The sequence below is a fragment of the Pseudomonas turukhanskensis genome (genome assembly GCF_027922365.1).
In the GTDB taxonomy this organism is placed as follows: domain Bacteria; phylum Pseudomonadota; class Gammaproteobacteria; order Pseudomonadales; family Pseudomonadaceae; genus Aquipseudomonas; species Aquipseudomonas turukhanskensis.
In genome coordinates this window covers 169,558-194,935 of record NZ_BSFN01000002.1, presented here as the reverse complement: position 1 = coordinate 194,935, position 25,378 = coordinate 169,558, and the positions used below count along the sequence as shown (strand labels likewise).

The 25,378-nt window shown below is 61.8% G+C and carries 19 protein-coding genes; 12 read left to right on the top strand and 7 right to left on the bottom strand.

Annotated features, from left to right (window positions below; all coding sequences use genetic code 11):
- Positions 1 to 50: 50 nt before the first annotated feature.
- Together PKE98_RS04675 and sbcD are read right to left on the bottom strand one after the other, a co-directional pair.
- Positions 51 to 3,491: an AAA family ATPase gene (locus tag PKE98_RS04675; protein WP_271194119.1), complete on the bottom strand. Its 3,441-nt coding sequence runs from the start codon at positions 3,489 to 3,491 to the stop codon at positions 51 to 53.
- Positions 3,488 to 4,708 (bottom strand): exonuclease subunit SbcD, encoded by a 1,221-nt coding sequence (gene sbcD, locus PKE98_RS04670; RefSeq protein WP_271194118.1) that lies wholly within the window; start codon positions 4,706 to 4,708, stop codon positions 3,488 to 3,490. The genes PKE98_RS04675 and sbcD overlap by 4 nt, the downstream gene beginning before the upstream one ends.
- A 105-nt stretch (positions 4,709 to 4,813) precedes the next feature.
- Between sbcD and PKE98_RS04665 the strand changes: the two genes are divergently transcribed.
- Positions 4,814 to 5,515 carry an HAD-IA family hydrolase gene (locus PKE98_RS04665; RefSeq protein WP_271194117.1) on the top strand — a complete coding sequence of 234 codons (702 nt, stop codon included), beginning with the start codon at positions 4,814 to 4,816 and terminating at the stop codon, positions 5,513 to 5,515.
- A 22-nt stretch (positions 5,516 to 5,537) separates the two neighbouring features.
- Here the strand turns inward: PKE98_RS04665 and PKE98_RS04660 are convergent, their stop codons facing one another.
- Complete coding sequence (locus PKE98_RS04660; RefSeq protein ID WP_271194116.1) at positions 5,538 to 5,957, bottom strand: Lrp/AsnC family transcriptional regulator; 420 nt, start codon at positions 5,955 to 5,957, stop codon at positions 5,538 to 5,540.
- A gap of 130 nt (positions 5,958 to 6,087) precedes the next feature.
- On the opposite strand from PKE98_RS04660, the gene yjeH reads away from it, so the two are divergent.
- Positions 6,088 to 7,371 carry an L-methionine/branched-chain amino acid transporter gene (yjeH, locus tag PKE98_RS04655; RefSeq protein ID WP_271194115.1) on the top strand — a complete coding sequence of 428 codons (1,284 nt, stop codon included), beginning with the start codon at positions 6,088 to 6,090 and terminating at the stop codon, positions 7,369 to 7,371.
- Positions 7,372 to 7,400: 29 nt separating this feature from the next.
- Here yjeH and mep72 read toward each other — a convergent pair whose 3' ends face one another.
- A complete protein-coding gene (gene mep72, locus PKE98_RS04650) occupies positions 7,401 to 9,221 on the bottom strand; it encodes a biofilm-associated metzincin protease Mep72 (RefSeq protein WP_271194114.1) in 1,821 nt (606 codons plus the stop codon).
- Between the two features lie 20 nt (positions 9,222 to 9,241).
- On the bottom strand, positions 9,242 to 9,910 hold the full coding sequence (bamI, locus tag PKE98_RS27345; protein ID WP_507763563.1) for a biofilm-associated metzincin protease inhibitor BamI: 669 nt from the start codon (positions 9,908 to 9,910) through the stop codon (positions 9,242 to 9,244).
- Positions 9,911 to 10,261: 351 nt separating this feature from the next.
- Between bamI and PKE98_RS04640 the strand changes: the two genes are divergently transcribed.
- The 4 genes from PKE98_RS04640 (at position 10,262) to PKE98_RS04625 (ending at position 15,019) form a co-directional block, all read left to right on the top strand.
- Positions 10,262 to 11,599, top strand: a complete 1,338-nt coding sequence (locus tag PKE98_RS04640; protein WP_271194112.1) for a TAXI family TRAP transporter solute-binding subunit — start codon at positions 10,262 to 10,264, stop codon at positions 11,597 to 11,599.
- 36 nt (positions 11,600 to 11,635) lie between these two features.
- Complete coding sequence (gene yejK, locus PKE98_RS04635) at positions 11,636 to 12,643, top strand: nucleoid-associated protein YejK (RefSeq protein ID WP_271194111.1); 1,008 nt, start codon at positions 11,636 to 11,638, stop codon at positions 12,641 to 12,643.
- A 231-nt stretch (positions 12,644 to 12,874) separates the two neighbouring features.
- Positions 12,875 to 14,521, top strand: a complete 1,647-nt coding sequence (locus tag PKE98_RS04630; protein ID WP_271194110.1) for a GGDEF domain-containing protein — start codon at positions 12,875 to 12,877, stop codon at positions 14,519 to 14,521.
- 81 nt (positions 14,522 to 14,602) lie between these two features.
- Entirely contained in the window at positions 14,603 to 15,019 is a 417-nt protein-coding gene (locus PKE98_RS04625; RefSeq protein WP_271194109.1) for a phosphotransferase system, HPr-related protein, read from the top strand.
- 72 nt (positions 15,020 to 15,091) lie between these two features.
- Here the strand turns inward: PKE98_RS04625 and recJ are convergent, their stop codons facing one another.
- Both recJ and PKE98_RS04615 read right to left on the bottom strand, forming a co-directional pair.
- On the bottom strand, positions 15,092 to 16,807 hold the full coding sequence (recJ, locus tag PKE98_RS04620) for a single-stranded-DNA-specific exonuclease RecJ (protein WP_271194108.1): 1,716 nt from the start codon (positions 16,805 to 16,807) through the stop codon (positions 15,092 to 15,094).
- Between the two features lie 412 nt (positions 16,808 to 17,219).
- The gene (locus PKE98_RS04615; RefSeq protein ID WP_271194107.1) at positions 17,220 to 17,765 is read right to left on the bottom strand and encodes a YaeQ family protein; all 546 of its coding nucleotides are present in this window, start codon (positions 17,763 to 17,765) and stop codon (positions 17,220 to 17,222) included.
- 96 nt (positions 17,766 to 17,861) lie between these two features.
- Between PKE98_RS04615 and PKE98_RS04610 the strand changes: the two genes are divergently transcribed.
- The 6 genes from PKE98_RS04610 (at position 17,862) to PKE98_RS04585 (ending at position 25,378) form a co-directional block, all read left to right on the top strand.
- Positions 17,862 to 19,061, top strand: a complete 1,200-nt coding sequence (locus PKE98_RS04610) for a CaiB/BaiF CoA transferase family protein (protein WP_271194106.1) — start codon at positions 17,862 to 17,864, stop codon at positions 19,059 to 19,061.
- Positions 19,062 to 19,264: 203 nt separating this feature from the next.
- Positions 19,265 to 20,158: a TIGR02285 family protein gene (locus PKE98_RS04605; RefSeq protein ID WP_271194105.1), complete on the top strand. Its 894-nt coding sequence runs from the start codon at positions 19,265 to 19,267 to the stop codon at positions 20,156 to 20,158.
- 74 nt (positions 20,159 to 20,232) lie between these two features.
- On the top strand, positions 20,233 to 21,144 hold the full coding sequence (locus PKE98_RS04600) for a LysR family transcriptional regulator (RefSeq protein WP_271194104.1): 912 nt from the start codon (positions 20,233 to 20,235) through the stop codon (positions 21,142 to 21,144).
- Positions 21,145 to 21,341: 197 nt separating this feature from the next.
- Complete coding sequence (locus tag PKE98_RS04595; RefSeq protein WP_271194103.1) at positions 21,342 to 22,808, top strand: gamma-aminobutyraldehyde dehydrogenase; 1,467 nt, start codon at positions 21,342 to 21,344, stop codon at positions 22,806 to 22,808.
- Between the two features lie 107 nt (positions 22,809 to 22,915).
- The gene (gene ydcS, locus PKE98_RS04590) at positions 22,916 to 24,076 is read left to right on the top strand and encodes a putative ABC transporter substrate-binding protein YdcS (RefSeq protein WP_271194102.1); all 1,161 of its coding nucleotides are present in this window, start codon (positions 22,916 to 22,918) and stop codon (positions 24,074 to 24,076) included.
- A gap of 261 nt (positions 24,077 to 24,337) precedes the next feature.
- Positions 24,338 to 25,378 carry an ABC transporter ATP-binding protein gene (locus PKE98_RS04585; protein ID WP_271194101.1) on the top strand — a complete coding sequence of 347 codons (1,041 nt, stop codon included), beginning with the start codon at positions 24,338 to 24,340 and terminating at the stop codon, positions 25,376 to 25,378.

Below are 25,378 nucleotides of genomic sequence, written 5' to 3'. Positions count from 1 at the left end.
TGCGCACCGTTGCGGTTGCTGGGAAATCGCACGGGTGCGCGTAGCACACCCTACGGTTTAACCGCGTAGCGGCTATCTAAGGCGCTATAGCCCAAGCCCACACTCTTGTGCACTTTCAACTGCACCGGAATGCGCTCTTTAAGCGCCTCCACGTGACTGATCACGCCGATCATCTTGCCGCTGGCATTCAATGCATCCAGGGCATCGAGCGCCACCTCCAGCGTCTCGCCGTCCAGCGTACCGAAACCTTCGTCAAGGAACAGCGAGTCGATGCTGGTCTTGTGGCTGACCAAGTCGGAAAGCGCCAATGCCAACGCCAGGCTCACCAGAAAACTTTCGCCACCGGACAGGGTTTTGCAGTCGCGCGCTGTATCGCCTTGCCAGGTGTCGAGCACTTCCAGTTCCAGTTCACCGCTGCCGCGTCGGGCCAGTTGATAGCGGCCGTGCAAACGCTGTAGTTGTTGGTTGGCCAGGTACACCAGATGATCCAGGGTCAGGCCCTGGGCGAATTTTCGGTACTTGGCACCGTCGGCGGAACCGATCAGGCCATTAAGGTGTTGCCACAGATCGTGCTCGGCGCCCTTTTCGCCGATGGCGGCAAACAAGGCCTGCTGCCCGGCACGGCGAGCAGTGTCGCCATCGAGCTGCGCGCGTATTTCGCCCTGACGCTGGCTGAGTTGTTTGAGTTGTTCATTGAGCTGCTGCAACTGCTCGGCGAGTTGCTCATTGCCAAGTTCCGTCTGCGGTGCCGCCTGCAACTGCGCCAACGCCTGGGTGCTGGCCGCCTGCAGGGCTTGCGCCTCGGTCAGGGCTTTTTCCAGTTGGCGCTTGAGTGCGTGCAGCTCGGTCTGCTGTTGGTCGCTGAGCAACGCGGCTAGGTAACCCCCTTCATCGGCGAACGGGCTCTGGGCCAGCGCTTCGTTCCAGGTGCGTTGTTGATGTTGCAGCTCAAGCTGCTCCTGCTGCAGAAGCTCGCTCAGGGTTTGCTGTTTACCCACCAGCGCGCTCACCTGCTGCAACGCGAGGGCGTATTGCTGCTCGACAGCGGCCAGACGCGCCAGCCCATCGTCTTGCGCCACGGGCTCGGCAAACGCCACCTCGCCGTGCTGTACCCAGCGCTGCTGCCACAGCGCGTGCGCTTCGCTGGCCGCCGTCAGGCCGTGCTGCGCATCACGCCATTGGTCTTGCAGGCGTTGCAGGTCCTGTTGCCGTTGCTGATACAGCGCCCATTCCTGCTCGCGTTCCAACAACCACTGTGCGCCATCGGCCGGCAGGGTGTAGCCCGACTCGGCCAGCGCCGCGGCAAGGCGCCCCTGTTGTTCCTGCTGCTGAAGCTGTAAGCGCGCCAGGTGCGCGTCGCTTTCGGCTTGCTGCTGCTGATTGGCCTGCTGGTCTTTATGGAGCAGCGCCAGTTGCTGAGCACTGTCACGGTGCTGAGTCTGCGTCTGTTGGCTGGCGGCTCGGGCCGCCTCCAGGGCCGCTTTCAGTTGCTCCAGCGGCGCCAGGCGCTGCTGCAACTCGGCGACCTGTTGTTCGTGGCTCGCCTGTTCATTTTTCAACGCCGCCGCATCAGCGAGCTGCACGCCCAGCGCCTGGCATTGATCGGCCCAGAGCTGCGCCTGCTGCTGACGCTGCTGATCAACGACTGCCTGCTGATTGGTCTGTTGTTGCACCCGTTCAGTCAACGCGGCCACTTGGCTATTCAACGTTTCGCCCTGCTCACGCAAACCGTCGAGTTGGACCTTTTTCGCCAACAGTTCCTGCTGGGTGGCCGAGTTGTCGAGCGCCTGATACGCCGCTACCGCCGGGTGCTCAAGCGAGCCGCACAGGGGGCAAGGTTGCTGTGCCTGCAACTGGGCGCGGTATGCCTCTAGGTCCTGAATGCGCTGTTCCTGCTCCAGCAGTTTTTCCTTGTCGCGCACCTGCTGCTGCACTTCTTTGTAGTGGCTACGCAGGGTGTGAAGGTCCTGCTCCCTGGCGCTTTTTTGTTGCATCAACTCAGCCAGGCTGGCCGTCAATTGCGCCGCCTGCTGGGCCAGTTGCTGCCGCTGCTGGCCAATCTGCTGCAAGCGTTCAAGCCCGTGGCCATGGGTGAGCAACCGCTGTGCTTGCTCGCGCAGATCGTTTTCCGCCTGCCCGGCAAACAACTGCTGCAATTGGCGCTGTTGTTCGGCTTCGACCGCTTGCGCTTGCTGCAGCTGCTGTTCGGCTACCGCCACCTGCGCGGCAAGCGCCTGCATCTGCTCGGCCAAGTTTGCCGCCGCGTGCTTAGTCTTTTGTTGGCGCTGCTGCTGGGCACTGACAGCCTCAAGCAGGTCAGCCAGGGCGGCGAACTGCGCGCCCCAGGCACCGAGTTTTTCACCCAACAGGCGCTGCTGCGGTTGCGCGGACAACTGCCGGCTCAACGTTTGTTGCTGCTCGCCCAATTGCGTGACCTGCGCCTGCCGCGCCGCCAGAATCTGCTGGCTCAGTTGGCTGGCAAGCCAAACAGCCTGTTGCACCTGCTCACCGGCCTGACGCTGCGCCTGCTCGGTGTTTTGCAGCTCTTGCTGGCGCTGCGCAACGCCGTGCAACGCGCGCTGCCAGGCACCGTGCAGCGGCTGCAGCTTCAGGGCCGGGGCGCACGCGGCCAGACGATCCAACTGCGGTTGCGCTGCGGCCATCTGCTGCTGCGCCTGTTGCTCTTGAAGCTGCGCCTGCTGGTGTTGGGCCTGGGCTTTGCTCAGGTCCTCGCGCCACTGCCGCTGGCGCTGAACCTCCTGTTGTTCGGCGACTAACGTCGTTTCACTGACGCCCAACTGCCGACCTTCTTCTTCCAGCAGCTGACGCTGCTCATCGCTGAGCAGTTCCACGCCTTCGGCACGGGCGCGCAACTGCCCCAACTCTTCGCGCACATCGCGGGTGCGCTCGAATACCCGTTGGGAAATCTGCCCATAGATATCGGTGCCGGTCAGCTCCTCCAGCAGCTCAGCGCGCTGGTTGGCATTGGCCTCGAGGAACGCGGCAAAGCCACCCTGGGCCAGCAACATCGACTTGGTGAACCGCTCGAAATCCAGGCCGGTAAGGTGTTCGGTCAGGCGGTATTTTTCGTTGATCTTGTCGGTAAGAATGTCGCCCTCGCCGGTCGCGGCATCCACCTTGGCCAGTTCCACCTTGGGCGCCTGCAACGCCCCATCACTTTTGTCCCGCGCACGGCGCTGGCTCCAGAAGGCACGGTAACGCTGGCCCTTCACCTCGAACTCGACTTCGGCCAGGCAATCGGCGGTATGCCGGGTCATCAACTCGTTGGCGCTGGCCGACAGCGTGCTCATGCGCGGCGTGCGGTGATAGAGCGCCAGGCAGATGGCATCCAGCAATGTGGTTTTGCCGGCGCCGGTGGGGCCGGTGATGGCGAACAGGCCGTTGTCTTTGAACGGCTCGGCGGCAAAGTCGATTTTCCACTCGCCCTTGAGCGAGTTAAGGTTTTTCAGGCGCAGGCTGAGAATCTTCATTCCTCGCCCTCCTGCAACTCACTCACCACCTGGCGGTACAGGCCCTGAAGGCGTTTTTCCAGGGCTTCATCCAGGGTTTCACTGCCCAAGCGCTGGGCGAATACATCGTCGGTACTGAGCTCATCCAGGGTTTCCTTGGCGCTGCCTTGCAGGCTGGCCTGGGCATTGCCGCGCTCGCGACGAATGCGTAACACCTCAACCGGCAAGCCCTTGGTCATGGCCTGAATGCGGGTTTGCAGGTCACTGAGATAATCGTCAGCGCTGACGCATACTTCCAGCCACACCGGACTCTCGACCGAGCCTTGCAGCGCCGCTTCGGTAATCGCGCTTTGCAACTCGGCCAAGTTGCCGCGCACCGAAACCAATGCCTGGGAACGCGGCACCGACAGCGCCTGGACAGTACTGAGCTCGCGACCGGCAAACTCCACCAGCAACACTTCCTTGCTCTGTTTAGCCTCGTCGAAACTCAAGGGAATGGGCGAACCGCAGTAGCGGATATGCTCCAGACCACCGACCTTCTGCGGGCGATGAATATGCCCCAGGGCGATATAAGCAGCCGGCGGAAAGGCGCTGGTAGGAAAGGCCTCCAGGGCGCCGACATAGATCTCGCGCACCGATTCGCTGGCGCTGGCGCCTACAGTGGTCAGGTGCCCGGTGGCAATGATCGGCAACTCGCCGCCCAGTTCATCGCGGCGTTGTTCGGCCAGCGCATGCAACTGCTGGTAGTGGCCATGGATGGCCTCCTGCAACGACAACTGTTTGTCCTGCGCACTCTGCCCGGCCCGGCTTTGCAGCACATCGCGCGGGCGAATGAAGGGAATGCCGCACAGTACTGCGCCAGGGTTGCCGGCGCGGTCGTGCAACACCAGCACCTGCTCGTTGAGATCGCTGGCGACCGAGGGAATCACGCGCGTATTGAGGTGGGCCAGCAGGCTTTTGCTTTCGCCGAGCATGGCCACCGAATCATGGTTGCCGCCCAGCACCACCAACTGCGTGCCGGTCGCGCGCAGGGCCACGATAAATTCGTTATACAGTTCGCGGGCATAACTGGGCGGCGCGCCGGTATCGAAAATATCGCCGGCAATAATCAGCGCATCCACCCCATGGGCTGCACATTGCTCAATCAACCATGTGGTAAAAGCCTGGTGTTCGGCCTGGCGGGTCTTGCCCATAAAATGCTGGCCAAGGTGCCAGTCAGAGCTGTGCAGAATGCGCATCCCGGTTTTATTCTCGCGGTTTTCAAGGCGCCAACCTTGGATCAAAGCGCCGCCCTTGGCAAATAACAACGCGCTGCCCTTTCAGCGCCCTGGAGCTTGTGCCCTATGACCGCAGCCAGCTACATCGACCTGTTGATCAGCGATTGCGACGGTGTATTGATCGACAGCGAAATCGTCGCCGAACGCATGGTGCGCCAAGCGCTGGGCAAACTTGTCCCCCTGCACGAACTCGAACTCGTTCTGCACGGCACCTTTGGCTTGCAAGCGCGCGACATTCTGGCCCGCGTTGAAGCGCACTTCGGCATCAAGCTGGACGAGTCCTTTATTCGCGACCTGTACCAAAGCACCGCCACGCGCATTCACGACGATGCCCAACCCATTGCCGGTGCCCGCGCCGCCTATATGGCCATCGACTTGCCGCTGGCCGTGGCCTCCAACAGTCACCTGAGCGGCATCGTGCACTCGCTGCAACGCTGCGAACTCACCGAACGCATCGACAGCGGCATCTTCAGCGCCGAGCACGTGCCACGGCCCAAACCGGCACCGGACGTTTATCTACTGGCGGCGAAAACCAACGGCGTCGCGCCAGCGCGTTGCCTGGTAATTGAAGACAGCACCACCGGCGTGACCGCGGCACTGACCGCCGGCATGCGTGTCATCGGTTTTCTCGGCGCCAGCCATATTCCGCCAGAGCATGGCGAGACCCTGCGGCAACTCGGTGTGGAGCATGTGATTGGGCATATGGATGAACTGCCCGCGTTGGTCGAGCGGCTGCGCCGTGAGCCGCTGAAGGACGTGTTGCGGTAAGGCCCTGCAAGCGCGAAAAACTTCAGATGGTCCAATCCTTCACCACCATGTGGGTTTTCACTTTCTGCATGCCGGGAAAGTTTTCGATTTCACCGCGCACCTCGGCCAGGCGCTGCATGGACGGCGCTTCGATATACACCAGCATGTCGGTCTCACCGCTGATGCCGCTGATGCGGCGAATTTCCGGGTAGACCTGCATGCGCTCGACGTAGTTTTCGCAGCGCCCGCCGTTGTAATACAGCTCCAGATAGCACTTCACCGCTACGCCTTGCGGTTCGGCGATCACGGCGCGGTAGCCTTGAATCACGCCGGCTTGCTCAAGCTGGCGAATACGCTCGCTGACCGCAGAGCGGGAAAGATTGACCTCGCGGGCGATCTGCGTCACGGCCAGACGGGCATCGGTACGCAACAGGGCGATGATCTGCTGATCGAATTTGTCCATAAGGAAAATCTCACGCGAACAGGTTGGCGGCGACTTCCGTCACTTTGCCGGGCAATGCCGTCAGTTCGCCAGATCCGCGCAAATGACAGGCGGCTTAACATGGGCGACGACGGACCGCAGAGCATACCCCATGAGTCGCCTTAACCAAGAATTGAGCCTGTTGCAGGGCATCGGCCTGCTGAGCACATCGCTGCTGGGCACCGGCATTTTCGTTGTACCCGCATTGGCTGCCACGGCGGCCGGCGGTGCCTCGCTGTGGGCATGGCTACTGCTGATTGTGCTGGTGTTGCCGGTGGCGTTTACCTTCGCCCAACTGGGCCGTCACTTTCCCCACGCTGGCGGTGCACCGCACTTGATTGGCCGTGCATTTGGCCCGCGCATGGAGCGCATCAGCGCATTGCTGTTTCTGGCCGTGCTGCCGGTGGGTTTGCCGGCGGCGCTGAATATTTCTACCGGCTTTTTCCAGGCCCTGTTCGATCTGGGCCGGGGCCAGTCACTGGCGATTCAATTGGCCACTCTGGGAATGATGCTGCTGCTTGGTCAGCGCCCAGCCAAAGCGTCCGGCATGGTGCAGGGCGCCATCGCCCTGGCGATTATCGCCACCGTTGGCCTCATCTGGTGGGCCGGCGATTTGCCCCACGCCAATCAACCTCTGCTGCCAGACCTGAACGGTTCCTGGCACCTGCTGCCGGCCGCCCTGGGCGTGATGTTCTGGTGCTTCGTCGGCATCGAAGCTTTCACCCATATGGGCGAAGAATTCAAACACCCGCACCGTGACTTCCCTCTGGCGCTGCTGCTGGGGGTGCTGCTCGCGGGCCTGGTGTATTGGGCCTGCTCGTTGGCGGTGCTGAGTTTCCATGCCTATGGCGATGTAACCACCGACGCCGCCTCCCTGCCGCGCATGCTCGACCAATTGTTCGGCGCCAAGGCCCGTTGGTTAAGTGCCCTGATCGGCTACCTGGCCTGCTTCGCCTCGATGAACGTGTATATGCAGGGCTTTGCCCGACTGATCTGGAGCCTGGCCGACGAAGGGAAGCTGCCGCGCCCGTTGGCACAACGCAACCACCATGGCGTGCCTGCCCGTGCGCTCTTGCTGGTGGTGATCATCTGCGCGCTGTGCGCCAGCTTGGCGGCCGTGCTGCAACTGTCGGTGGACCAGCTGATTCGCTACGCCAACGGCAACTTCGTACTTATCTATCTGTTCAGCATGGCGGCCGGGTGGATGTTGCTCAAAGGCGTGTGGCGCTGGGTGGCGGCCTTTAGTGCGTTGTTGTGCGCGCTGGTGATGGTCGCCTTGGGCAATGATGCCTGGTACGCCGTGGCCTTGCTGCTGGCACTCGGTGCGCTGGACCTTATGGGCGCGCGTCGCGCGCCGGCCACGCCGTTATCCGTGCCTTCCCAAAAAAACACCTGACGCCCCGAGGGGCGCCAGGTGTTCGATGGTTAGAGTCGGTTGAGGCTGACATTGTCCACGAACAGCGATTGGTCGGCGCGGGTGCCAAGCACAAATAGCTCTATGCGCCGGTAGCTGCCTGCCGGCACTTGGAAACTCTGCTGCAGCTTGCTCCAAACGCCGCCTTTGCTGTTGACCACACCCAGCGACAACGTACGGCCGTTGCCGGCGGCGTCTTCCAGGTAGAGGTAGGCATAGGCCAATGCCGCGACGCTGGCGGTGCGGCCCACCATCACGTCCGCACTCAACCTGTAGGACAAGCCTGGCTGCACCTTGCCGACCAGTAACAGACTGGCGCCTGTACCTTCAGCCTTACGGGCAAAAACCTCCAGCGACTTGCCCGCCGCCGCTAGCGCCGTAAGCCGAGTGCTGCCGTAAAAGCCGGTCCACTCGCCGATGGCACTGTCAAAGTTCCAACTGAATGCCGCCGGGGTAGTGGCCTTGATGGCAGTGGTCGGCGTCACCTCGCTGAGCTCAACCTCATCCAACAGCACGCCCAGTCGATTAAGGCTCATCAGCCCCAGATAGGTCGTGCGGATTACGGTGGGAGGCGGCTGGTAGATAAACGTTGCGTCGATGGGGGTGAATTCGCTGCTGGTAACCGACTTCATCACGCCATTCACGGCGCTGTAACTGAAACCGGCGTTCTCCTCGTGGACCATGCCAAGGTAAACGTTGCCCCGCACGTTAGTGCCCTTGAGCATGATTTTGGCCTTAAGCCGATACGTGGCGCCCACCTTGAGGGCGCCTACCGAGGTAGCCAATACATCGTCGCGGCCAGCCGGCAAGTCCAGTTGCAGCGCGTCATCGCGGCAGGCCTTGCCGACGTTAACCTGGCTGAGCGTGGCCGCCTTGAGCAAGCTGGTCCAACCGTCCAGGGTGCGGAATTCACCATTGGCAACCAGGCTTTTCAATGCCGGCTTGCTGCACCAGGCCGTTACCGGTGGAGCGACCGGCGTCGTGGGGGTTGTCGGTGTGGTGGTGGGGTTGACCGTCTCCGGCACCTTGGTCGGGCGCAACACGGCGATCTGCGCAGCCATGTCATTCAGGGCGCGGGCGGCATCGGCAACGCCCGCTCGGCCACAGGCTTGATTAGCGCAGGTACTGTCCATCAGAGTCGGAGAGGAAAATAGCGGCGCCTGCACCGAAGCGTTGAACACCTGCGGGTAAGCCATGATGGTTGCAAAACGCCCCTGCACGCCGTAACCGCGACCCCATTCGTAAGTGCCCTGGTGAACGCCGCGGGCGAGGCTGGTGTAGTAACCCTCGGTCTGGTCCTGCTCGTAGGAGTGGCGCAACCCAAGGTTGTGGCCAATCTCGTGGGCCATGGTGCTCAGGCTGCAATCCACCCCGGTTATGCCGTAGGCACTGGCCCAGGCGCCGCTTTGGAAGGTGCCACTGTTTTTCGCGCCGGAGAGCACATAACCAATACCGCACACCCCGTAGCCCTGCCCCGCCTGGGTACGGCTGATAAGCTGCACAACGTCTGCGCCATAGGTCTCACGCAGTTGTTGCACGCGTGGGTCGCTAGCGAATCTGGACAGATCCGTACTGGAAACGGTCGGGTAGCTGGCCCAGTTCAACGGTTGCCGGTTGACCAAACGCAGGCGCAGGTTGACGTTGCTCTTTTTGAACGCGTTGTTGGCGAATTCGATATAGCTGGCGATCCGTGCATCCATGTCACGACCATTGGGCAGGGCCTGCGCCTCCTTGGTGTAAAGCACCAGCAAATCGACGGTACGCGGTTCGGTTGCAGCGTGAGCGAACGGAGCGAGCAGAAACATCGCCAGGCAGACCAATACTGTTTTCATGGTTTCTAATCCTGTAGCGCTCAACCGCTGGTTGGCGGAGGGAGCGGCTGCAACAACGTGGATTCAGGGGTAATAAGGGCGTCTGGGGTAGCCCGCATCAGCAACTCGTTCTGGTCGGTCATCAGGGTTTTGCCAGTGGCGTTATCCACCACAAAAGACAAAGTCTTATCGCGTGTAGCGAGGGTGATATGAGTTTCCAATTGCCCGCGCACGACGGTCAGTGAGTCCTCCGCTTGCCCGCCTTGCACAGAACCACTCCACACTGCGGCGCCGTTGTTATGGGTTTCGTCCAGCGTGGCGCGCAATGGCTCCTTACGCCCGGGCACGGCCAACTGCAATGTCTTGCCGACTGCCAGACTGCCGATGGCGGCGACCGGCACCTGGGTGTGGTAGAGCGTCATATCGTCTTGCTTCTCGGGCACCAGCGAACTGCTGTCCCAAAGTTCGATAACGTTTTGCTCAGGTGCAACGGCGGGGATCGTAACGTCGTGACGCGCAGCGCCAGGTATAACGCCAGCTGCCGCAATGGGCGCAGCGTTAGAGGGTGCGGGCGGCGCAGCCAGGGGAAACGCTACCGGTGCTGAAGGCACAGCAACAGGGGTAACCGGTGCAGGCTCGTATAGCAAAGCGAAAAAGCTGATGCCTGCGGCACTCAGAGCAAGGGCCATTAATAGCGTTGTTCGAGGCATGACCAACTTCCTACGTTCTACCGACCAGGGTCGGAAGAGAGCGAAACCGCGGAAGAGCATCCCTGACAATCGTAGAACTGAAATTAACCGTCTACGGCAACGATCATTGTTGTTCGTTTTATTGACGCCAGAAGATTGATATCACGGTGCCTTCATCGAGCATAAAGACGAATTCGCTATAGGAAAGCCTGCAAAAAGCGCTCCCTAGCCTTATAAGCGCCGGGGGGCCGCCGATTGCGAGCGCTAATAGGGGTAGTCAGACCGGCCCGGGGACCGGAGTGCCGAGCAGCAGGCGAAAAATCCGCCGGACGGTTACCCTCTATGCACTGATAGCAACGCCAAGGAACAGCAATGCGAAGAATCCTGCGCGACCTCAAGATCATGTTGCTGACCAACCTGTGGATAGTCCCGGTGGTGGCAGCACTCGTTGGCGCCCTCTTCTACTTCGTCGCCCCGCCGCCCCCAATGCATGCGCGTATGGCCACCGGCGCAGCCGGCGGTGGTTACCACGCCTTTGCCGAAAAACTCAAAGCCGAGCTGGCTAAACAGGGCTTCACCCTGGAACTGGTGGAAAGCAAAGGCTCGCAAGACAACCTCAACAAGTTAACCAACGGCGAAGTCGAATTGGCTCTGGTGCAAAGCGGCCAGGAGCTAAGCATCGAGCCCGCTGCGCGCGGCAAACTCAACGGCCTTGGCGTGATGTACCGTGAACCGTTGTGGTTGTTCCTCGGCAAGAACGCCACATTCGATCGCCTGGCCGACCTGATGAAAATGCGCGTGGCCATTGGCGTCGAAGACAGCGGTACCCAGGCCGTTACCGCCGCGCTGTTTGCCGCCAACCGCATCGAACCGGCGCAGTACCCGCAAACCTGGCAAGCGCTAGGCGGGGGCAAGGCGGCGGATGCGTTGATTGCCGGCGAGCTGGATGCAGCATTTTTCGTCGGCCCGGCAGAAAACCCGTTGGTGCAGCGCCTGGCCGCCGATCCTAACCTGCAACTGGTCAGCCTGCGGCGCACCTCCGCTTATCTCGCGCGCCTGCCGTACCTGAGCCAACTGCAAGTCGGCGAAGGCATGCTCGATATGGCGCAGAACACGCCAGACCACGACATCGTTACCCTCGGCCCGATGGCCACCCTGGTCAGCGGCGAAAACTTCCACCCCTCGCTTACTGCGCTGATTCTGGAAGCGGCCAAAACCGTGCTGAAAAACGGCAGCCTGCTCGACCCGGCCGGCAACTACCCAGCGCCACCTCCGCTGTCGCTGCACACCCTGGACGAGGCCGACTACTACTACAAAAAAGGCCTGCCGATTCTGCAGCGCTACTTGCCGTTCCGTATTGCCTCCCTGGCCGACCGCTACATCATTCTGGCCATTCCGCTACTGGTGTTGCTGTTCCCGCTGTTCAAGGCCATCGGCCCGATCTACCAGTGGCGCATCCGTGCACGCATCTACCGATGGTACAAACACCTGCGTGAAATCGACCAGCAGCTCTACAAAGGCAAACTGCCCACCGACCTCAGCGCCGAAATCGCCCGCCTCGAAGGCCTGGAAGACGAACTGGCGCGTGTGGAGGTGCCGCTGTCCTACTCCAACGAGCTGTATGAACTGCATATGCACCTACGTTACATGATCGAGCGCTTGCAAGCCTTGCAGCGGCGAAGGGCGACCTCGACCGAGGTGGTCGGGTAAACTGCGCGACGCTTTGAATTTGAAAACGAGACCGCCATGCCCATCCGCCACTGCATCGTCCACCTGATCGAGAAAAAACCCGACGGCACCCCGGCCGTGCTGCACGCCCGTGACAGCGAGCTGGCGGAGTCGCAAGCCATCGAGAATATGCTGGCCGACCTCAACGAAAGCTATAACGCCAAGCAGGGCAAGGCCTGGGGTTTCTTTCAGGCCGAGTCCGGGGCGTTTCCGTTCAGTGGCTGGCTGGCGCAATACCAGGCCGGCGATCAAACCTTCACCGCCTTTAGCCGTCAGGCCGTCGAGCACCTGCAAAAGCTGATGGAGGAATCCAACCTCTCCACCGGCGGCCACGTGTTGTTCGCCCACTACCAGCAAGGCATGACCGACTATTTGGCCATTGCCCTGCTGCACCACAGTGAAGGCGTGGCGGTAAACGCTGCGCTGGACGTGACCCCGGCCAAGCACCTGGATCTCGGCCAACTGCACCTGGCGGCGCGCATCAACCTGTCGGAGTGGCAGAACAACAAGCAGTCCAAGCAGTACATCTCGTTTATCAAGGGCAAGAACGGCAAGAAGGTCTCTGAATACTTCCGCGACTTTATTGGCTGCCAGGAGGGCGTCGACTCACCGAGCGAAACCCGCACCCTGCTCAAGGCCTTCAGTGACTTCGTGGAAAGCGAAGACCTGCCCGAAGAACAGGCGCGCGCCAAGACCGACACCCTGGTCGACTACGCCACTAGCCAGGCCAAAATCGGCGAGCCGATGACGCTGCAAGAGTTGTCCGGCCTGCTCGATGAAGAACGGCCGAAAGCCTTCTACGACCATATCCGCAACAAGGATTACGGCCTGTCCCCGGAGATTCCGGCGGACAAACGCACCCTCAGCCAGTTCCGCCGCTTTACCGGCCGCGCGGAAGGGTTGTCGATCAGTTTCGAGGCACACTTGCTGGGTTCGAACATCGAGTACAACGAAGCCGCCGGCACCCTGACCATCCGCAACCTGCCCACCCAGTTGCAGGATCAGCTCAAGCGCCGCAAGGATTAACCGGCTGAAACCCCTTCGCGAGCAAGCTCGCTCCTACGTCTGTACCCGTCTGTAGGAGCGAGCTTGCTCGCGCAGCGTTCCCTCAGGATCAATCCTGTCCAACAATCCACCCGCTGAAAACCGTCACAAGCCCGTGATTGCGCGGCTTGCAGAACTACAGGCATGATGCGTTCAAGGCACCCACAGCCCGCCCGACCAAGCCGGCTGTGACCGCTGTTCACGGAAGACGCCATGCCGCAATCGTTGCAGTGCCAACACCGGCCCCTTTTCTCTCGACGTGCCACCTGGCGACGCCTGTGCTTGTTCGCCCTGCTGTTGCCGCTTGTGCCCTGTAGCGCTGCCGTTCTACCGCCCCCCGGGCATTTGCAAACCATCGACTTCCAACTGCGCTGGAAACACCAATTCCAGTTCGCCGGCTATTACGCCGCCATCGCCAAAGGCTATTACCGCGAGGAAGGCTTTGAAGTGCGCCTGCATGAAGGCGCGCCGGGTAAAACGCCGGTGGAGGAAGTGCTGGCCGGTCGCGCGCTGTATGGCGAAGGCAACAGTGAGTTGCTGTACGAGCGATTGAATGGCAAACCGCTGGTGGCCCTGGCGGCCATCTTTCAGCACTCGCCATCGGTGTTGCTGGCGCGCAGCGATGCCGGAATCCAGACCGTTCACGACCTGGTGGGCAAGCGCGTCATGCTGATGAACGCCCAGACCGATGCCGACTTTCTGACCATGTTCAGCCGCGAAGGCATCAACCCCGCCACCCTCAACCTGCTGTCCAGCAGCTATAACGTCGACGACCTGGTCAGCGGCAAGGTGCAGGCGTTCAATTCCTACCTAACCAACGAGCCCTATTACCTGCAACAGAAAGGCGTGGCCTACACCGTCCTGTCGCCCAGTACCTACGGCATCGACTTTTACAGCGACATTCTGTTTACCAGCGAGGCCGAGGCTAACGACAACCCCCTGCGCGTGGCCGCGTTTCGCCGGGCCACGCTCAAGGGCTGGCGCTACGCCATGGACCACCCGGACGAAATCATCGACCTGCTGCTCAAGCGCTACAACGTGCAGAAAAGCCGCGAACACCTGCAATTCGAGGCTCAAGCCATGCGCGGGTTGGTGCTGCCCGATCTGGTCGATATCGGCCATATGAACCCCGGGCGCTGGCAGCGCATGGCCGAGGCGTTCAAGGAACAGGACATGGTGCCCAGCACGAGCCGCCTGGACGGTTTCCTGTACGACCCCAACCCGCCGCAACTGGTGGAACGCCTGCGCACCATCATCATGCTCATCAGCCTGGGTTGCGCCGCCATTCTGGTGGTGGTGCTGGTGTTGCTCTCCAGCCAGCGGCGGCTACAGCGGGAAATTCAGCGCCGCATCGTGGCCGAAGAAGAAGTGCGCGCATTGGCCTTTCACGACAGCCTCACCGGTCTGCCCAACCGCAACAGCTTTATTCCCTATGCCACGCAAAAACTGCTCACCGCCAAGCGCAACGGCGAAAACCTGGCGCTGTGCTACCTGGACCTGAACAAATTCAAAGAGATCAACGACTCCTACGGCCACCAGGCTGGCGACGCCATTCTGGTACACGCGGCCAACGCCATCAGCGCCCATATTCGCGAAGCCGACATGGCCGCGCGCATGGGCGGCGACGAATTCGTGGTGCTGCTCGATGGCGTGCACGATGCCGATGACATCTATCGCCTCACCGAGCAGATCTGCCACGCCATCGGCCAGCCGCTGATCTGGCAGGGTCGCGAGCTGAGTGTATCGGCAAGCCTCGGCGTGGCGATTTATCCACAGGCCGGCGAGCACCTTGACGAGCTGATGTCCAAAGCCGACTCGGCAATGTTCTACAAAAAAGCCGCCATGTTGACGCTGCGCTAGGGCTGCCCCCGGTCGAGTTGGCTGAACCAAGTGCGCAAGCCGCCAGTCCACCCCTTAGTTCCCTAAGCTAAGGACCGGAAAATGAGTACGCAAAAACGCTATGTCCCGCAAGAAATCGACGACATGGAAGACCGCATGGGCTCCATCGAGCAGTTGGACTTCGATGAGCGTAAAGACGAGCGCAGCGGCCGTGTCGGCGACCTTAAATCCCCCGCCGAAATTGCTCGCGAACAACCGGTCAAACGGGTGCGCGAAGCGGGCCAGAGCGGCGGCGAAACCTTAGGCGAAGGCGACAACGAAGATGGCGTCAGCCTGGACGACCTGAGCCCGGAAACACTTATTGATGAAAGCGGCGCACGCTCGGCCAATGAGCCAGGCGGCAAAAGCGCAGCGGACTGGGATTTGAGCATTGTCGATGAAGCCGACATTGGCGAAGGCTATGGGCTAGATGAGGAAGAGTTGGCCCATGTGGACCCATTGGATGGGAAGCGGGAATAGTCTGGCCAACGATTAACCGTCATTCCCGCGCAGGCGGGAATGACGGGATTTAGTGATTGGTAATACCGGTGTTTACCTGGCGGCGATATGCGCAATCATCAATTGCACCGCTTCCTGCCCCCGGTATTCGTTCACGTCTAACTTGTAGGCCAACTCCACCCAACGCACGGTGGGGTTGGGCCACACGTCGCGGTCGATGCCAAAGGCGATACCGTCCAACTGAACGGCGCCGCACTCGCTCTTCAACACCACCTTCAAGTGGCGCTCGCCCACCACCCGCTGCTGCACCAACTGGAACACGCCATGGAACAGCGGCTCGGGAAAATGCTGGCCCCATGGCCCGGCGTTGCGTAGCGCGCGGGCCAGTTCCAGGTGGAACTCTTCCACGGCCAGGGCACCGTCAGAGAGCAGGCGGCCGGTCAGGTCGTCTTCGTGCAACTGACGGCGAACTTCGGCATCGAAGGCGGCGGCGAAAGCGCCGAAATTTTCCTGCGGCAGCGACAAACCGGCGGCCATGGCATGGCCACCAAACTTGCTGATCAAGCCAGGGTGCTTGGCCGCTACGGCATCCAGCGCATCACGAATATGAAAGCCCGGTACCGAACGCGCCGAGCCTTTCATTACGCCATCACCGGCATCGGCAAAGGCGATGGTGGGGCGGTGGTAACGCTCTTTCATCCGCGAGGCGAGAATGCCGATCACGCCCTGGTGCCAGTCCGGCTCAAACAGGCACAAGCCGAAGGGCATGCTCTCCAGCGGCAAATCCTTGAGCTGGGCCAGGGCCTCGCGCTGCATGCCTTGCTCGATGGCTTTGCGGTCCTGGTTCAACTGGTCCAGTTGCACGGCCATATCACGGGCCAGGGCTTCGTCTTCGCAGAGCAGGCATTCGATGCCCAGGCTCATGTCATCCAGGCGCCCCGCCGCGTTGAGGCGTGGGCCAAGAATAAAGCCGAGGTCGGTGGAGGTGATGCGCTCGGCCGGCCGGCCGGCCACTTCCAGCACCGCGCGCAAGCCAGGGCGCGCGCGCCCAGCCCGAATACGGGCCAGGCCCTGGTGCACGAGGATGCGGTTGTTGGCATCCAGCGGCACCACGTCGGCGACGCTGCCAAGCGCTACCAAGTCGAGCAGCTCGGCCAGGTTTGGCTCCTTGAGGCCGGAACGGGCGAACCAGTCCAGCTCGCGCAAACGCGCACGCAGCGCCAGCAGCACATAGAAAATCACGCCTACGCCAGCCAGCGCCTTACTGGGAAAGGTGCAGCCATGCTGGTTGGGGTTGACGATGGCATCGGCCGCCGGTAGCTCGGCGCCGGGCAGGTGGTGGTCGGTAACCAACACCTTCAAACCGGCCGCTTTGGCCGCCGCTACCCCTTCCACGCTGGAAATGCCGTTATCCACCGTCATCAGCAACTGCGGCTGGCGCTCCAGGGCTACGGCGACGATTTCCGGGGTCAGGCCGTAGCCATACTCGAAGCGATTGGGCACCAAGTAGTCAACATGCGCCGCGCCCAGCGAGCGCAAACCGAGAACACCCACGGTACTGGCGGTGGCGCCGTCGGCATCGAAATCGCCGACGATGAGGATGCGCTGGCGTTGTTCCAGGGCCTGCACCAGCAGTTCCACCGCCGCCTCGATGCCCATCAATTGCTGATAGGGAATCAGCTTGGCCAGGCCTTTATCCAACTCGGCCGCCGACTGCACGCCACGGGCGGCGTAGAGGCGGGTGAGCAGGGGCGGCAGGTCGCCTAGGTTGGGCAAGGTGGCGGGGAGCGGACGGGCTTCGATGCGCATGGGGTTCTATAAAACTCGCGGTGTTTGCTTTGGCTCCCCTCTCTCGCGTGCGGGAGAGGGGCTGGGGGTGAGGGCTGCGGCAGACGCAACATCTAAACCCTCACCCTAACCCTCTCCCGCAAGCGGGCAGAGGGGACTGATCGGCGTTTGCTTTGGCTCCCCTCGCCCGCTGGCGGGAGAGGGGCTGGGGGTGAGGGCTGCGGCAGACGCAATACTTAAAACCCTCTCCCTAACCCTCTCCCGCACGCGGGCAGAGGGGACTGATCGGTGTTTGCATTTGGCTCCCCTCTCCCGCTTGCGGGAGAGGGGCTGGGGGTGAGGGCTGCGACAGACGCAACCTCTAAACCCTCATCCTAACCCTAACCCTCTCCCGCAAGTGGGCAGAGGGGACTGACCGAGTGGGGCGGACGACTTACTCCCCCCGATCCCCCATCAACCACTCCAACTGCACCTCATGCTGGCCCCGGTCGTCAGTCACGAAAATAGTGCCTTCGCTGATCATCACCGCCCAGGTAATCGTGCGCGGCATATCCTTGGCCAGGTTTTCCAGGGCCTCTTGCGGCACGGCCGCTATGTTCACGTTCTTCAGCATCTTCGCCGCTTCCACCACCTTGGTCTGCCATACGCGCAGGCTGCCGTAGGCCAACAAGCTGGTGCGTTCGGTGCGGCGCGAACACCAGGTCAGGCGCTCGGCGTCGGGCTGGCCAACCTCGATCCAGTGCAGCACGCGGCCGTCCAGGCTCTTTTCCCACAGCGCCGGCTCGTCTACGTCCGACAGCCCGCGACCAAAGCTCAGCTCTTCGCTGTACCACAGGGCATAGGCGAGCAACCGCACGGTCATGCGCTCTTCGGTTTCGGAGGGGTGACGGGCGATGGTCAGGCGCGACGTGGCGTAAACGCCGCGGTCGAGGTCGGTGAGGTTGAGGTCGACTTTATAGGTCGTGGACGGCTGGGCCATGGTTCGGCTTCTAGGTAGGGGCAAAGGCGGCAAGTCTACCGCAAGCGACCGCTGCGGGTTAGAGTCGCGGCCATTGTCTGCCGACCGGATACCAACATGAGCCTTGCCAACAAACCCCTCGCCGGAGTCAAAGTCATTGAGCTCGGCACCCTGATAGCCGGGCCGTTCGCCTCGCGAATCTGCGCCGAATTCGGCGCCGAGGTGGTCAAGGTGGAGTCCCCCGACGGCGGCGACCCGCTGCGCAAGTGGCGCAAGCTGTACGAAGGCACTTCGCTGTGGTGGTTTGTGCAGGCGCGCAATAAACAGTCGCTGACCCTCAACCTCAAACACGAAGATGGCCGTGAGGTGCTGCGCAAGCTGCTAAGCGAAGCCGATATTCTGATCGAGAACTTTCGCCCCGGCGTGCTGGAAAAATTGGGGTTTGGCTGGGAAACCCTGCATGCCCTAAACCCGAAGCTGGTGATGGTGCGCCTTTCCGGTTTTGGCCAGAGCGGGCCGATGAAAGACCAGCCGGGGTTCGGCGCGGTGGGCGAGTCCATGGGCGGCTTGCGTTACATCACCGGTTTTGAAGACCGCCCGCCGGTGCGCACCGGCATTTCCATTGGCGACTCCATTGCCGCGCTATGGGGCGTTATCGGCGCGCTGATGGCGCTGCGTCACCGCGAAGTCAACGGCGGCCAGGGCCAGGTGGTGGACGTGGCGCTGTACGAGGCCATCTTCGCCATGATGGAAAGCATGGTGCCGGAGTTCGATGTATTCGGGTTTATTCGCGAGCGCACCGGTAACATCATGCCGGGCATCACCCCCTCTTCTATCCACACCAGCGCCGATGGCAAACACATCCAGATCGGCGCCAACGGCGATGCCATCTTCAAGCGTTTTATGAGCGCCATAGGCCGGCCCGACCTGGCCGAGGACGCCTCGTTGGCCAGTAACGATGGTCGCGACCTGCGCCGCGACGAACTCTACGGCGTCATCGACCGCTGGGTAGGCTCGCTGCCGCTGGAAGCCGTGCTGGCCACGCTCAATGCCGCCGAGGTGCCGGCCAGCCGCATCTATTCAGCCGAAGACATGTTCACCGACCCGCAGTACCTGGCACGCGAGATGTTCCTCAGCGCCAAGCTGCCCGATGGCAAGGCGTTCAAGATGCCCGGCATCGTGCCCAAACTGTCGGAAACGCCCGGCACTGCCGAATGGGTGGGGCCGCAGTTGGGTGAGCACAACCAGACGGTGCTGGCCGGCTTAGGCTATAGCGATGAGCAAATTGCCGCCTTGAAGAGCAGCGGCGCGATCTAAGGCCAACGCTTTGGTTTTTAGGAATCACGGCGTCAGCCTAGAGCTTTTGGGTCTGCCTGCATCAAAACGCACGTCTGTCCCAAGTGTGCGGCCGTTCTGGACGCCGTCAGCCCGCAAGCCGTATCGTTCGCCGACCGAGTAAGGGCGCGCCAGACGCCTATACTTTTCTCGCTCTACTCCCGGCGTTTTCTGGAGTGTTTTCCATGCCTGCACTGCCCTTTCTTCGCCGTTTGGCGCTGCTCACGCTATGCGCCTTCAGCGCCCTGCCCGCCCACGCGGAAAAACCGCGCCTGATCTGGACCATTCGCGATATGCCGCCGTTCCTCATTCTTGAGGGGCCGCTAAAAAACCGCGGTATAGCCGACCGCATGCTGCAATTGCTGATCGCCGACATGCCGCAGTACGAGCATGTACTGAGCGTGGCCAACCGCGCGCGGGCCACGCAAATGCTTACCAGCGGCGTGCTGACCTGTGACCCCGGCATGCTCTGGAGCCAGGAGCGCGAGCAAATCATGTATTTCTCCATCCCGACCATGGGCATCCTCACCAACGGCGTGGCGGTGCGTAAGGCCGACGAGGCGCAGTTAGCGCCGTTCGTGCAGCAAGGCGAATTCGACCTGGGCGCCTACCTCGCCGATGGCGGTTACACCATTGGCACACTGGTGGACCGCAGCTACGGCAAGGTCATCGACGCGGAGCTTAAAAACGCCAAGCCCAACACCATCATCGTCCACCATGGCACCGACGCCACCTTGAGCCTGCTGCGCATGCAGCAGCACCGGCGCCTGGATGCGGTGCTGGGTTACTGGCCGGAAATGCGCTACCAGAGCGAAAACGCCAGCGTGCCGCTGGACGCCCTGAATTTTTATCCGGTCAAAGGCGTGCCCGCTTACCAACTGGGCTACGTCAGTTGCTCGAAAACCCCCGAAGGCCTGGAGGCTGTGAAAGCCATCAATGCCTCGGTACGGCGCCTGCGCGAGGGCGAGGTCATAGACCTGTACGCCCAGTGGCTGGATGGCAGCACGCGCACGGCCTATTTGAAAGCGGCAAAAACCTTCTTCACCGAACCGAAAAACGACATCGCGCGTTCGAAATAAGCGATAGCCCCTCTACCCAACCCATAAAACTCATGGCACCTTGGCTGCATACGCCTGCTCAAGAGCCCTTCGCCATGATGACCCTGCGCCAGATCCGTCACTTCATTGCAGTGGCGGAAACCGGCTCCATCTCCGCCGCCGCCCAGGCGGTGTTTATTTCCCAGTCCACCCTCACCCTGGCCATCCAACAACTGGAGCAGGAAATCGGCGTCAGCCTGTTCAACCGCCACGCCAAGGGCATGACCCTGACCCACCAGGGCCACCAGTTTCTGCGCCAGGCGCATCTGATTCTGGCGACGGTGGACAACGCCAAGCGCAGCCTGCAACAAAGCACCGACCAGGTGGCCGGCCAACTCACCATCGGCGTAACCGGGCTGGTGGCCGGTTATTACCTGGCCGACCTTATTACCCGCTTTCAGCGCGCCTACCCCAACGTGGAAATCCGCGTGATGGAAGACGAACGCCCGTATATCGAGCATCTGCTGGTGAGCGGCGAGATCGACGTCGGCGTACTGATCCTGTCCAACCTCGAAGACCGCCACGCCCTGCAAACCGAAGTACTCACCCACTCGCCGTTGCGCCTGTGGCTGCCGCCGCAGCACCCGCTGCTGGAGCACGACAGCATCAGCCTGGCCGACGTGGTGAAAGAGCCCATGATCCAGCTGAATGTCGACGAGATGGGCCTGAACGCCCAGCGCATCTGGTCGCGCGCCGGTCTGCAGCCCAATGTCACCCTGCGCACGGGCTCGACCGAAGCGGTGCGAAGCCTGGTGGCAGCAGGCCTGGGCCTGTCTATTCAGCCGGATATGACCTACCGGCCATGGTCGCTGGAAGGCGACATCATCGAAGCCCGCGCGGTGGTCGACTTAACCCAGACGCTCGACGTCGGGCTGGCCTGGCGGCGAGGCACGGCGCGGCCTGCACTGGTAGACCCGTTCCTCACTGTGGCCCGCGAACAACTCGATAAACGCAGGCCATCTATTTAATCGAACGCGGCGTTCGGTATTTAGAATTTGTCGCCTGCCCAAGCCACCACTAGTCTCTCTCACCATTGTGTAACGGCATACGGCGGATACCTGCGGGATTCGCCCTACGCGCCGACCGTAGGGCGACTATCGCCCACGGCGATATCCGCCATGGCGATCAAGTGGCGGACTAAAAACAACAACAGTGAGCGAACTCGATGGCCGGTACCGCAACCTCCACGCCCTTTTCCAGCGACCTGTTGATCGACGGTCGCCTGGTCACCGGCGAAGGCTTTGTAGAGCCGATCCTCAACCCCGCCACGGGCGAAACCCTGATTAGCATTGCCGAGGCCTCCACCGACCAGGTGACCGCCGCCATCCAGGCCGCCGACCGCGCCTTTAGCGGTTGGGCTCGCACCACTCCGCAACAGCGCTCCGCCCTCCTGCTGAAAATAGCCGACGCCATTGAGCAAGGCGCCGACCACCTGGCCCGCCTGGAATCGCTGAACTGCGGCAAGCCGCTGCACTTGGCCCGTCAGGATGATTTGAACGCCGCGGTGGATGTGTTCCGTTTCTTCGCCGGCGCCGTGCGCTGCCAAACCGGTCAATTAGCCGGTGAATACCTGCCCGGCTTTACCAGCATGGTGCGCCGCGACCCCATTGGCGTAGTCGCCTCCATCGCGCCGTGGAACTACCCGCTGATGATGGCCGCGTGGAAAATCGCCCCGGCCCTGGCCGCCGGCAACACGGTGGTATTCAAGCCGTCCGAGCACACACCACTGTCCATTCTGAGCCTGGCGCCGGTGCTGGCCGAGCTGCTGCCGCCGGGGGTGATCAACATCATCAGTGGCGGCGGCGAAAGCGTCGGCAGCCATTTGGTCAGTCACCCCAAGGTGCGCATGGTGTCGCTGACCGGCGATATCGTCACTGGGCAGAAAATCCTTCAGGCCGCCGCAAAATCGGTAAAACGCACGCACCTGGAACTGGGCGGCAAAGCGCCGGTGATCGTCTGCAACGACGCCGACCTCAAGGCCGTGGTCGAGGGCGTGCGCACCTGGGGTTACTACAACGCCGGGCAAGACTGCACCGCCGCCTGCCGCATCTACGCCCAGGCGGGTATTCACGACCGTCTGGTGGCCGAATTGGGTGAAGCGGTCAGCAGCCTGCGCTTTGCCCGCAAGCGCGATGCCGACAACGAAATCGGCCCGCTTATCAGCGCCCGCCAGCGCGACCGCGTCGCCAGCTTTGTCGAACGCGCCCTGGGCCAGCCGCATATCGAACGCATCACCGGCGCCGCCGTGCATTCGGGCCCCGGGTTCTACTACCAGCCCACCCTGCTGGCTGGCTGCAAACAGACCGATGAAATCGTTCAGCGCGAAGTGTTTGGCCCGGTGGTCACCGTAACTCGCTTCGACGAACTGAGCCAGGCCGTGGACTGGGCCAACGACTCCGAATACGGCCTGGCCTCCTCCATCTGGACGCAGAACCTCGACAAAGCCATGCAGGTGGCGGCCCGTTTGCAATACGGCTGCACCTGGATCAACAGCCACTTTCTGGTGCTGAGCGAAATGCCCCACGGCGGGCTCAAGCGCTCGGGCTACGGCAAGGACTTGTCCAGCGACTCGCTGGAAGACTACAGCGTGGTACGCCACATCATGGCCCGGCATGGCCAACTGACGGATTAAGCGTAAGACCCACACCAGCCTGGCCTTCGACCGGGCGGTTACATAACAAGAAGTACCGTTGCACGACGTTCAACTGCCCCGATAAAACAGAAAAGAGGGATACCTAAATGTTCGTGAAAAAAACCGCTCTGTTGAGTGCGTTGACCACCGCTGTGCTGGCCAGCGCCAGCTTGCAGGCCGCCGAAACCTTGAAGTCTGTGGGGGCCGGTGAAGGCGCCCTGGATATAATCGCCTGGCCCGGCTACATCGAACGCGGCGAGACCGACAAGAACTACGACTGGGTGACCAAGTTCGAACAGGACAGCGGCTGCAAAGTGAACGTGAAAACCGCCGCCACCTCGGACGAGATGGTCAGCCTGATGACCAAGGGCGGCTACGACCTGGTCACCGCCTCGGGTGACGCTTCCTTGCGCCTGATCTACGGCAAGCGCGTGCAGCCAATCAACCCCGACCTGATCCCTAACTGGAAAACCATCGACGGCCGTCTGAAAGACGCCCCCTGGTATGTGGTCGACGGCAAAACCTACGGCGCGCCCTACCAGTGGGGCCCGAACGTGCTGATGTACAACACCAACGTCTTCAAGAAAGCCCCGGATAGCTGGAGCGTGTTGTTCGACGCGCAGAACCTGCCCGACGGCAAGCCGAACAAAGGCCGCGTGCAAGCCTACGACGGCCCGATCTACATCGCCGACGCCGCGCTGTACCTCAAGAACGCCAAGCCTGAGCTGAAGATCAACGACCCGTACGAGCTCAACGAAACCCAGTACAAAGCCGTGCTCGAGGTGCTGCGCAAACAGCACGACCTGATCCACCGCTACTGGCACGACACCACCGTGCAAATGAGTGACTTCAAAAACGAAGGCGTGGTGGCCTCCAGCGCCTGGCCGTATCAGGCCAACGCGCTGAAAACCGAAGGTCAACCCATTGCCACCACCTTCCCCAAAGAAGGCGTCACCGGCTGGGCGGACACCACCATGCTGCACGCCGAAGCCAAGCACCCCAACTGTGCTTACAAGTGGATGAACTGGTCGCTGGAACCCAAGGTGCAGGGTGACCTGGCGGCGTGGTTCGGTTCGGTGCCAGCAGTACCGGTGGCGTGCAAAGCCAGCGAACTGCTGGGTGCTGAAGGCTGTGCCACCAACGGCTACGACCAATTCGACAAGATCGCCTTCTGGAAAACACCGCAGGCCAAGTGCAAGACGCAGGATGCGTGCGTGCCCTACAGCAAGTGGACGCAGGACTTCATCGCCATCATGGGCGGTAGGTAGGTCTCACCCCCACCACCGTCATCCCTGCGCAGGCAGGGATCCAGAATGTTGGATGTTTCGAGGTTGAGATTCGACTTTCGATTCTGGATTCCCGCCTTCGCGGGAATGACGGAGTAGGTGCTGGCTAAAACGGTTAATCCGGCACCACCGATCCACTCTCTGTTGTGTTTCACACCCACCCCACCCCGACCGCATTTTGTGTCGGCAAACCCTGATCGGTTCGGGCGGTGGTGGGTGGTTTTTTTGTCCTGGAGTTTTGTTATGACCCTTGCAGTGCAATTCACCGATGTGTCCCGCGTGTTCGGCGACGTCAAGGCCGTAGACCGGGTGTCCATCGACATCCAGGATGGCGAATTCTTTTCCATGCTCGGCCCCTCGGGCTCGGGCAAAACCACGTGCTTGCGCCTGATTGCCGGTTTCGAACAACCCAGCGCCGGCTCTATTCGTATTCATGGTGCCGAGGCCGTGGGCCTGGCGCCGTATCAGCGTGACGTCAATACGGTGTTTCAGGACTACGCCCTGTTCCCCCATATGAACGTGCGCGACAACGTGGCCTATGGCCTGAAGGTAAAAGGCGTCGGCAAAAGCGAGCGCCTAACCCGCGCCGAAGAAGCCCTGGGCATGGTGGCCCTGGCCGGCTACGGCGACCGTAAACCCGTGCAGCTTTCCGGCGGCCAGCGTCAGCGCGTGGCCCTGGCCCGCGCCCTGGTCAATCGCCCGCGCGTATTGCTGCTCGACGAGCCGCTCGGCGCCCTGGATTTGAAGCTGCGCGAGCAAATGCAAAGCGAGCTGAAAAAGCTTCAGCGCCAGCTCGGCATCACCTTTATTTTTGTCACCCACGACCAGACCGAAGCGCTGTCGATGTCCGACCGCGTGGCGGTGTTCAACAAGGGCCGCATCGAGCAGGTCGACACCCCGCGCAATCTCTATATGAAACCGGCCACGCCCTTTGTGGCCGAGTTTGTCGGCACCTCAAACGTGCTGCGCGGCGAGCTGGCGCAACTGCTGACCGGCAGCGCCGCTCCCTTCTCGATTCGCCCCGAACATATCCGCCTGCAAGAAGCCGCCGGCAGCGACGCCAACGCCACCGACGTACTGGTGACCGGCCTGCTGCACGACGTGCAATACCAGGGCGCCGCCACCCGCTTTGAAGTGCGGTTGGAAAACGGCCAGAACCTCAGCGTCAGCCAGGCCAACAACCAATGGCAGCAGACCGCCCCCGCCTTCCAGGCCGGCCAGCAGGTCAGCGTGCGTTGGGCGCGTGAGGCCATGGTGGCGTTGACCGATGTCGAGGGCCGGTAA